This is a genomic window from Clostridioides sp. ES-S-0123-01 (genome assembly GCF_020658415.1).
GTDB lineage: Bacteria > Bacillota > Clostridia > Peptostreptococcales > Peptostreptococcaceae > Clostridioides.
In genome coordinates this window covers 1-8,923 of record NZ_JACVWD010000015.1, presented here as the reverse complement: position 1 = coordinate 8,923, position 8,923 = coordinate 1, and the positions used below count along the sequence as shown (strand labels likewise).

The following is an 8,923-nucleotide window of genomic DNA, read 5'->3' as shown; positions in this document are numbered from 1 at the left end:
AACTTAATTATACCTTAATTGGATATATTTATCTATTTTGTTTGTTTATTGTTGTTATTTTTTAACAAGTGTTGGTATTTCAATAATTTATTAATGTCAGTTTTGTTGTTTATGTTTTATTATGCTTAATTTAAATTTATTCTATTCTTTATTTTCGGTGGCAAGATGGTGGCAAGTTAGGTTTTGCCACCATTTATTTTTATTTTTAAGAAATATAGTTCATTAATATAAATTTATTGAAAAATATGGAAATAAGTATTGTTTTTGCCGGTTCGGCATGTTATAATATAAATATAGAAAGGAGGTGAAAAGGAAAATGAGTAGAATAGAAAGAAGAAAAAAAGATAGAGAAAACAAACTCGCCAAAGTTAAAACTGCTCTCTCTATCTTACCTATTTTAATAAATTTAATTGATAAACTAATTAAATTATTAAAAGACTTATAGTTTTGTAAGCTAGGAAGAATTTAATCTTCTTCCTAGTGACTTCTTTCTAAATATTATAACACATTTTCTATAAAATATGAGTGATAAAGTTTACAAAGTCTGTATTGTCATAGTTGCTATAACTATAGTAATAGACATAATACTTTTATTTTTACATTTTAATACTAGCAATATAATAGGATTAATAATAAGCATTTTATTGTTAATGTTTGTTACATTACAATATAAAAAAGGAGGGAAATAGTTTGGAGCAAAAAGAATCTAAAATAGTTTATAGTAAAGGTGGCTCAGGTACTTATTCTGCTAAAATTTCTTTACCTTTAAGCCAACTTGAAAAAATGGGATTTACAAGGGAAAAACGTAAGGCAGTAGTTATTTTTAAGGAAGATGAGATTATAATAAAAAAAGCCGATGAGGAATAATTTTAAAATAAGTAGGTGTAATGTAAGCATCTACTTATTTTTATTAAATTTTGTATTTTATGCTAATAGATTTTATAAATTTATTGAAAAATATGGATAAAAGTGTTGCACAGTACGTCCCGTAATGTTATAATATATTTATAGACAAGGAGGTGACAAAATTAAAAACTAAGAAAGGAGGACAAAGAGAGTGGGGAGATTAGAAAGAAGAAAAAATAAAAAAGAGAACAAATTTAATATACTTAAAAAAGTTCTCTCTTTTATATTATTAATACTAAATATAGCTCTTACAGTTTTAAGACTAATTAAAGAACTATAAGAGTTAAGCCTAGAAGGAAATGCACTTCCTTCTAGGTGGTTTCTTTCTAATATTATAGCATACTTTCTAAAATACCATGAATAGAAAATTTTACAAAATATGTATTGCTGTTGTTTTAATAACTATAGTATTTGATGTAATACTCTTAATAAAAAGTTTTGATATATGGAATATCATTGGCTTATTAATAAGTATCTCACTATTAGTTTTCTTTACAAAAGAATTAAAAAAGGATGGAAATTAAATGGAGCAAAGAGAATTAAATATAAGTTTTCATAAGAGTGGAAATGGATACACTACCACTAGATTATCTTTACCTATCAATTGGGTTAAAGAACTGGGCATCTCTCAAGAAGAAAGAAAAGTTATAGTTACACTAGAAGATGGTAAAATAACTATTGAGAAAGCTGAGAATGATTAAAAAAAGGAGGTAGTAACTATTTTTAGTTACTACCTCCTAATCAGTTTATTTGTTTATAAAATCTAATGCCTTATAAAGAGTGTCAAATCTATCATTACCCTTTATCATAGTATATTTTTCTGTCGTTATGGAACTTATCTTATTACATGCTCCTCCCCCTACAACATATAGATTTTCGGTTTTGGAGGGTTTATAATCTTTTATATCACAAACTAAGCATTCTTCTTTTTTATATCCCCAACCAATTACAGTCGCAGGTATCTTATCAACTTCGCCATCATAAACTATTGTATGTTTATACATGATTTTATCCTCACTATTTATATTTTTATTTAATATGCCTTCTGCAATTAATCTCGCTACTGTATTTTTGTATTTAATATAATAATCTGTATCAGCCTTACTATCTACAAAACAAGTTTCAATTAATATTGCTGGTGCTTTTGTGTGACTAAGCCAGTAAAGACCTCTTGCATCTGTTTTTGCACCCCTATTTTTAAATACAGTTGATAATTTTGAATTAACTCTCTCAGCATATGTTTTACCATTATTAGTTTTATATATTGTTTCTGTACCCATTGGATTTAAGGTTGTACTGTTTGCATTAAAATGAATTTGCACTGCTAAATCTACATCTTGTCTGTTGGCTATTTGACATTGTTCTGCTAAGTAATTATTGGATTTATCTATCTTACCTGTATAGACAGTTGCTCCACCCTGTTTTAACCATTTTACTATTAAGTCAGTTAGTATTCTATTTTCTTTTCCTTCATCTATATAACCTACTGCTCCAGTTCCTTTTCCTGTTAGAGTATGCCCTGGTACTATTGCTACTTTCATCATTTATCACCTTCTTTCTGTAGCATCACCTTTATATCTGTTACATCTTCCTTTATTTCCTCCACATCAGTTTTCATTGCTCCCATTTCAACAAGTATATTTTTATTGATTTCCTGTTGTTGTGTAGATAGTTCAATAAAGTTTTCTACTGTCTTTTTATACATGTCTCTATCTTCTTTTTTCTCTTGCATAGTATTTTTGAATAATAAAGCACATAAGATTCCTATTGCTCCTAAACTACTTAATTCTGTTAATAATTTTTCCATGATGACCTCCTACTAAAATTGATATAAAAAAAGAACCTGTGTATTTTAGATAATAGGTTCTTTTGGTACTTCTTCTTTATTTATCATGTTTATTAATTCTGTATATTCATTGTCTTTAATTCTATTTAATGCATAGAATACATCTAACTTGTTTTGCAACTCTTCTTTAGTTTCATAATTTTTTTGTTCAATCATTCTTTTTAAAATATTATACATATTCTTACCTCCAAATTTTTATAACTTTATAGCACATTATTTGTGTTAAGTTCTAACATAGCTATTCTGTAAGCATTATCTATTAACATATTGTCTTGCTCCTTTTGATTTTCTTTTAAACTTATAATCTTATTTGTATTTATTTCATCAATTGATGTTTCTGATTCAATTGGATTATTTCGAAGTTCTAACCATTCATTGTAAACTTGTTCACCCGCTTTATTTACTACCCCATTTTTTATTGAAGGAGTAAATAATTGTTTATCTTCTGTAACAAAATAATTATCTATATTATTTAAATCATTTTCAAAACCATATTTTATTAAAATTTCTTTTTTCTTTTTTATATTTAACATATTTTTTCCTTTCTAAATTAAATAATTTACATATAAATACAACCAACTTCTATAAGTTATATCATTATAATATATCTCAATTTCTCCATTTGTACGAATGATTCCGTTATAATACTTTCCATCTGTTGTTTGAAATATTACTATTATGCCTTTACGAGGTGCATATTTTAAAGGTATCTTTCCAATAATAGTACCTGCTGTTGTAACACCTCCATTAATTGTTGCATTAATTGTTACAAAGTTATTGTTTGTGCAATAGTTTACAACAGAACTAGTATATCCAAGATATGGTTGCCATCCATTAAGAAAGTTTATTGAAAATGGAAAATCAGTTCTGATATTAGAGTTTTTTATATTATCTCTGATAGCTTCTATATGACTACCTAAATTTTGTGTACTTTCAAAGTTGATACTTGGAGTTATAACCCCAGAGTCACAGATAAATTTAGTTTGAGTATCATATTGTTCTAAATTCAAGTAACTTAACTCAATTTCTCTTGGTATTTCTAATTCATAAATTATTTTTAAAGGATTTTTCTTTAATTTCTCTTTAAAATTGGCAATGCTAAAAGGAGATATCGAAGTATCTACTATATCTATTACACCTATTCCATTTTCTGTTGATATAGATAATGCTGATTCAGTTTGAACATTATATATATAATCCACATGAGATTGCTTGTATAAGTTAGTTACAAACTTAGACATATCTAATCTTAATACAGATATATCTAAATTTAATCTAAACTCATACATTCCATGAACTTCTATCCAATTTTCATTACCATTAAAAACTATTTCTTCACATCTTTGTATTAGTTTATATGAACCATTTTTGTAGACTATTTCATCTCTTATTCCATTTGGTAAGCTTCTTAATGTATATGGAATTGTCTTTTTATCATATTCATTTCCTTTAGTTATAATTGTTTTATTACCATCATCATGCAAATCTTTTATTATAGTAACTCTTAGATATTTTGCATTTTGAGGGCTTCTAGTAACATAAAAAATATCTTTATCTCCTATTATTCTTTCATTTAATGGTGCTTGTATAAAACTCTTATTTATATCATACCAACAAATATTTCTACTACAATTATAAAAAGTATACTCTGTATTTGGTTCTATTTCTATATAATCTAATGTATATTTATGATTGCTAGCTTCAGAAATAAGTTCTTCTCCATTAAGGTATTGTAAAATATAATTATCTTTAAAATCGGCATTTTTATTAAAGATATTAATTCCACTATATTGATAACTTAAAAGTTCTATTTTATCTCTTTGTCCAACACTTAATAGTTCGTTAGAGTAATCTATATTAATATCTGTATAATCTCCTTCTAATATGGTAATTTTCAAACTTACTTCATAACCAGATGCAAGTGTATCATTATCTAAAACACTCCTTAAAACAATGTTACAATTACTTAAATCTGATATTGTTGTAAATGTATATCTGAATTTACCAATTACTCCTCCTAATATAGCTATATTTGTCAGATTAGGAATAAATACTGAATTTTCTTCGCCTAAACTATGAATATATATTCCACTTGTACTAGGTAAAGTGTTTTTATCAACATCAACTATTATTGTATATATAGTATCTGGTTTATATAAAGTATAATTGGTCGTAAAAAAATTAGAATATCTTATATCATGTTCTGTTAGTATGTTTATTTTTCCATCTAAAAACGTTGCTTTCCATAAAGAAAAGTCTGAACTAGTTTTTCCCCATAAATCAATTAGTGTCTTGCCTTGTATATTAAAATTAGTTAGATAACCCTTTTTACTATTTTCTATTATATATTCTCCTGTGGCTATGCTGTGATTTACGCTTTCTATCTCTTTCAAGTTTTCTATATCTTCAAATCTTTTATTTGTATTATTTGGTATATGTTTTAGTTTTTTTATAATATCTTTATTTTTCAAATTATCACCTCTTTAAAGTGTTTAGAGAACCGCATATTAATGTAGTTCTCCATTTATTACAATAAAAAAAGAACTATACCATATAGCTCTCACCTATTATTTGCTTATATTCTATTTCTGTTATCTTATTCTTAACTACTGAGTTTTTGACCATCTCTTTAGTCCACATTTTATTATCGTAGTAGTATTTTATTTTTTCAAATCCTAACATTATATTAATCCTCCCATCATTAAACTATAGTTTATGTTTGCATTTTCTTGTTCTAATTCCTTAATCTTTTTTAGTGTTTCTTGTTCTGGTGTCAAGGGTATTTCTACATATTCATATGTAATCTCTTTTGTTGCCTTGTCTACATACATAATAGGTGTAAACCCTTCCCTTTGTTCTGCTTCTATTACTTCATCGACCAATACTCCACTTAATTCTAATTCTTGCACTGATTTATTTAATCCATATGTTTGGTCAAAAGGCATATTGTGAATTAAATTTACCTTATATATATTATCTTCTTTATATTCTAATCCTGTTAAATATTTTTGCATTTTATTTCCTCCTAAATTTTAATTATAATAAGCTATTCTTTGTGTTTCATGTGTATTTTTGAATTTTCTTGTTGTATAATCTCTACCTCCTACTATAATATTATATTTGGAATCTATATCAAGACAATTTAAATAAATTAAATCTTCAGTATAAACAAAAAAATTCCAGAACTCGCTTCCATTAGAAGATATTTTTCTTAAACTTTTATCCCAGCTCCCACTATAAATATTGTCTTGTTGGTCTACACATAAGCAATTAACATTTTCATTATGTCCTATAAAAGTCCAAATTTCATTTCCTTTAGAAGTTATTTTCTTTAAAGTTTTATCTTGACTACCACTATATATATTATTTTTAGAATCTACGCAGAGTGTGCCTACACCTTTAGTATGTTCTGTAAAAGTCCAAATTTCATTTCCATTGGAAGATATTTTCTTTATAATGCCTTTATAATCTCCACTATAAATATTGTCTTCAGAGTCAATACATATAGAGTTTACATAACTTGTATGTCCTGTAAACTCCCATACACCACTACCTTCTTTTGTTATCTTTCTTACTATTTTCCCAGTACTTGCACTATAAATATTATCTTTAGAATCTACACATATAGCTTGTATAGATTCATCTCTCTTTGGCATAGTATATTTATTAATTTTAATTCCTGATGAAGAGGTTTTTCCAATAGTATTGTCACTACTGCCAGAAATTACATTATTTTGAGAATCTAGGCATACTGAATATATGATATTTGTGTGACCTATATATTTCCATATTTCATTACCTTCTTTTGATATTTTCCTTAATGATTTATCAACACTTCCGCTGTAAATATAATCTTCAGAATCTATACACACTGAGCATACCTCATTAGTATTAATTTTAATATTCCATACTTCAATAGGAGCAGGTAAAACCTCTTTCACAATAGTATCTAGTTTAGTTATTTTGTGTATTTCATTTTTATTATCTTTTGTAACTAAAATACCATAGTTTTGTTGTAACTTTCTTACAGTTTTATCAATACCACCACTGATAATGTTATCTTGTAGGTCTATACATACTGAATACACACTATCTGTATGACCATCAAAATTCCAAATTTCAATACCACTTGACGATATTTTTCTTATTGTTTTATCACCACCACTAATAATGCTATCTTGTAGGTCTACAAATACTGAATACACAGCACTCGTATGACCTATAAAATTCCATATCTCAGTACCATTAGGAGATATTTTTCTTACTGTTTTATCACTACTTGCACTTATTATATTGTCTTGTGAGTCTGTATGTATTGATTGTATAGCACTCGTATGACCAGTAAAATTCCATATTTCAGTACCACTTGTGGATATTTTCCTTACTGTTTTATCATAACTGCTACTTACTATATTATTTTGTGAGTCTACACGTACTGAGGTTACACTATTTGTATGACCTATAAACTGCCATATTTCAGTACCACTTGACGATATTTTTCTTACAGTTTTATCAATACCACCACTGATTATGTTATTATCATAATCTACACATACTGACAATATACTACCCATAAGTACAGTAAAATTCCATATCTCAGTACCATTAGGAGATATTTTTCTTACTGTTTTATCTTGACTACCACTATATATATTATTTTGTGAGTCTATACATACACATCTAACAAGACTTGTATGACCTATAAACTGCCATATTTCAGTACCACTTGACGATATTTTTCTTACAGTTTTATCAATACCACCACTGATTATGTTATTATCATAATCTACACATACTGAATATACAGTCTCTGTATGACCAGTAAATTTCCATATTTCTTCAACATCATTGGGCATATCTGGCATTTGTTTTATATTACTAATATTACTTGCCATAGTTTGAAATGTATCACTACTGTTAGTTGGAACTTTTTTGTCAGTAATAGCAGTAGCGATTAATTCTTTTCCATTACTGACAGACTGAAAAAGTTCTCCCAAAGCACCTTCCACAGTACTACTTTCAAAATTATCAGCTGTATCATCTATAGTTATTTTATTAGCTGTTACAACGTTTATAGCAGAGTTTCCATTTACAACTATACATTCACAGTCAATATTAGATTCATTAAAAAGCTCTATCTTATTATCATCAATTATTCTATATGATGCTAATATAGATTCATTTGTAGCAGTATCTATTACATTTACAAGTATCTTTCTTGTTACAAGGTTATGTTCAACTAAAGTTTTATAATTATCATCTTCTAAAATCCAATCATCTTTAACTATAAACTTAGATGTTGCTATATTAGTGCCACCTTGAATTAATTTGTCTAAATCTTCTTTGCTTGCTTTCTTACTAAGTTCTAGGTTAATATTATCCTGTTCATTATTTAATTTATTAATATTTTTTACTACATCTTCATTTAACAATTAATCACCTTCTTTTAATAAAAGTTATCTTACTGTATAAACATCATATGTTATTTCATTTTCATTTGGGAAATATGTTCCATGTAATTCTCTAACTCCACGAAGTGCTACTCCACTTGTTATACTAACTGTTGTCTGTGTTATTGTAGTATTATAAATTTGAATATTAGTACTACTTGAATATAATGTTATTGTATTAGCTCCAGAACCTTTGTCTCGGAATTGAATTGGAATTATTATTTTATTTCCAGTATATAAAGTTCTATCTAAAGCTGTACCATTTCCATTACTGTTTGAACTAATTTCAGTAGTCTTTGTAAAATATGATGCATTATTAAGAGAATTTATAAGTGTACTTCTGTATGATTGTATTTTTGAATCAATCTTACTACATGCCATTGTAGATTTTATTATTGCACTTATAGCAACAGGTTTTCCTGCGATGGCAGACATGGCTGTCGAGCTTCCTGCGATGGCAGACATGGCTGTCGAGCTTCCTGCGATGGCAGACATGGCTGTCGAGCTTCCTGCGATGGCAGACATGGCTGTCGAGCTGGAGATTACTATGTTTAAGAACCCTTGATTATTTATTATTGTATTCACGCCAATTTGTGAGCTTGCTACAGCATTCATTGCTGTGCTTGAGCTTGCTACAGCATTCATTGCTGTGCTTGAGCTTGCTACAGCATTCATTGCTGTGCTTGAGCTTGCTACAGCATTCATTGCTGTGCTTGAGCTT

At 27.5% G+C, this 8,923-nt stretch carries 13 protein-coding genes; 4 read left to right on the top strand and 9 right to left on the bottom strand.

Features of this window, described 5'->3' with window-relative positions; translation table 11 throughout:
- The first annotated feature begins 316 nt into the window (after window positions 1-316).
- The 4 genes from IC175_RS19540 (at window position 317) to IC175_RS19055 (ending at window position 1,607) form a co-directional block, all read left to right on the top strand.
- Complete coding sequence (locus IC175_RS19540; RefSeq protein ID WP_255611777.1) at window positions 317-445, top strand: hypothetical protein; 129 nt, start codon at window positions 317-319, stop codon at window positions 443-445.
- 245 nt (window positions 446-690) lie between these two features.
- A complete protein-coding gene (locus IC175_RS19060) occupies window positions 691-867 on the top strand; it encodes a hypothetical protein (RefSeq protein ID WP_227845231.1) in 177 nt (58 codons plus the stop codon).
- 190 nt (window positions 868-1,057) lie between these two features.
- Entirely contained in the window at window positions 1,058-1,186 is a 129-nt protein-coding gene (locus IC175_RS19535) for a hypothetical protein (RefSeq protein ID WP_255615882.1), read from the top strand.
- Between the two features lie 244 nt (window positions 1,187-1,430).
- Window positions 1,431-1,607, top strand: coding sequence for an AbrB/MazE/SpoVT family DNA-binding domain-containing protein (locus IC175_RS19055; RefSeq protein WP_227845233.1), 177 nt, complete (start codon window positions 1,431-1,433; stop codon window positions 1,605-1,607).
- A 45-nt stretch (window positions 1,608-1,652) separates the two neighbouring features.
- Here the strand turns inward: IC175_RS19055 and IC175_RS19050 are convergent, their stop codons facing one another.
- The 9 genes from IC175_RS19050 to IC175_RS19010 form a co-directional block, all read right to left on the bottom strand.
- On the bottom strand, window positions 1,653-2,447 hold the full coding sequence (locus tag IC175_RS19050) for an N-acetylmuramoyl-L-alanine amidase (RefSeq protein ID WP_227845239.1): 795 nt from the start codon (window positions 2,445-2,447) through the stop codon (window positions 1,653-1,655).
- Window positions 2,447-2,713 (bottom strand): hypothetical protein, encoded by a 267-nt coding sequence (locus IC175_RS19045; RefSeq protein WP_021426475.1) that lies wholly within the window; start codon window positions 2,711-2,713, stop codon window positions 2,447-2,449. The genes IC175_RS19050 and IC175_RS19045 overlap by 1 nt, the downstream gene beginning before the upstream one ends.
- A gap of 45 nt (window positions 2,714-2,758) precedes the next feature.
- Complete coding sequence (locus IC175_RS19040; RefSeq protein WP_021426476.1) at window positions 2,759-2,929, bottom strand: hypothetical protein; 171 nt, start codon at window positions 2,927-2,929, stop codon at window positions 2,759-2,761.
- Between the two features lie 26 nt (window positions 2,930-2,955).
- Complete coding sequence (locus IC175_RS19035; RefSeq protein WP_021426477.1) at window positions 2,956-3,285, bottom strand: hypothetical protein; 330 nt, start codon at window positions 3,283-3,285, stop codon at window positions 2,956-2,958.
- 12 nt (window positions 3,286-3,297) lie between these two features.
- Entirely contained in the window at window positions 3,298-5,223 is a 1,926-nt protein-coding gene (locus IC175_RS19030; protein ID WP_227845234.1) for a hypothetical protein, read from the bottom strand.
- Between the two features lie 73 nt (window positions 5,224-5,296).
- Window positions 5,297-5,434 carry an XkdX family protein gene (locus IC175_RS19025; protein WP_227845235.1) on the bottom strand — a complete coding sequence of 46 codons (138 nt, stop codon included), beginning with the start codon at window positions 5,432-5,434 and terminating at the stop codon, window positions 5,297-5,299.
- Complete coding sequence (locus IC175_RS19020) at window positions 5,434-5,766, bottom strand: hypothetical protein (protein ID WP_227845236.1); 333 nt, start codon at window positions 5,764-5,766, stop codon at window positions 5,434-5,436. Before IC175_RS19020 ends, IC175_RS19025 begins: the two co-directional genes overlap by 1 nt.
- An 18-nt stretch (window positions 5,767-5,784) precedes the next feature.
- Entirely contained in the window at window positions 5,785-8,184 is a 2,400-nt protein-coding gene (locus IC175_RS19015; RefSeq protein ID WP_227845237.1) for a hypothetical protein, read from the bottom strand.
- Window positions 8,185-8,208: 24 nt separating this feature from the next.
- Window positions 8,209-8,923 (bottom strand): hypothetical protein (locus IC175_RS19010; protein WP_227851932.1); only part of this gene is annotated, 715 nt, incomplete at its 5' end.

Coding starts and splice junctions, on each gene's coding strand:
- IC175_RS19020 (WP_227845236.1), bottom strand. CDS start 5,766: ATGCAAAAATATTTAACAGGATTAGAATATAAAGAAGATAATATATAT.
- IC175_RS19050 (WP_227845239.1), bottom strand. CDS start 2,447: ATGAAAGTAGCAATAGTACCAGGGCATACTCTAACAGGAAAAGGAACT.
- IC175_RS19025 (WP_227845235.1), bottom strand. CDS start 5,434: ATGTTAGGATTTGAAAAAATAAAATACTACTACGATAATAAAATGTGG.
- IC175_RS19045 (WP_021426475.1), bottom strand. CDS start 2,713: ATGGAAAAATTATTAACAGAATTAAGTAGTTTAGGAGCAATAGGAATC.
- IC175_RS19055 (WP_227845233.1), top strand. CDS start 1,431: ATGGAGCAAAGAGAATTAAATATAAGTTTTCATAAGAGTGGAAATGGA.
- IC175_RS19035 (WP_021426477.1), bottom strand. CDS start 3,285: ATGTTAAATATAAAAAAGAAAAAAGAAATTTTAATAAAATATGGTTTT.
- IC175_RS19040 (WP_021426476.1), bottom strand. CDS start 2,929: ATGTATAATATTTTAAAAAGAATGATTGAACAAAAAAATTATGAAACT.
- IC175_RS19540 (WP_255611777.1), top strand. CDS start 317: ATGAGTAGAATAGAAAGAAGAAAAAAAGATAGAGAAAACAAACTCGCC.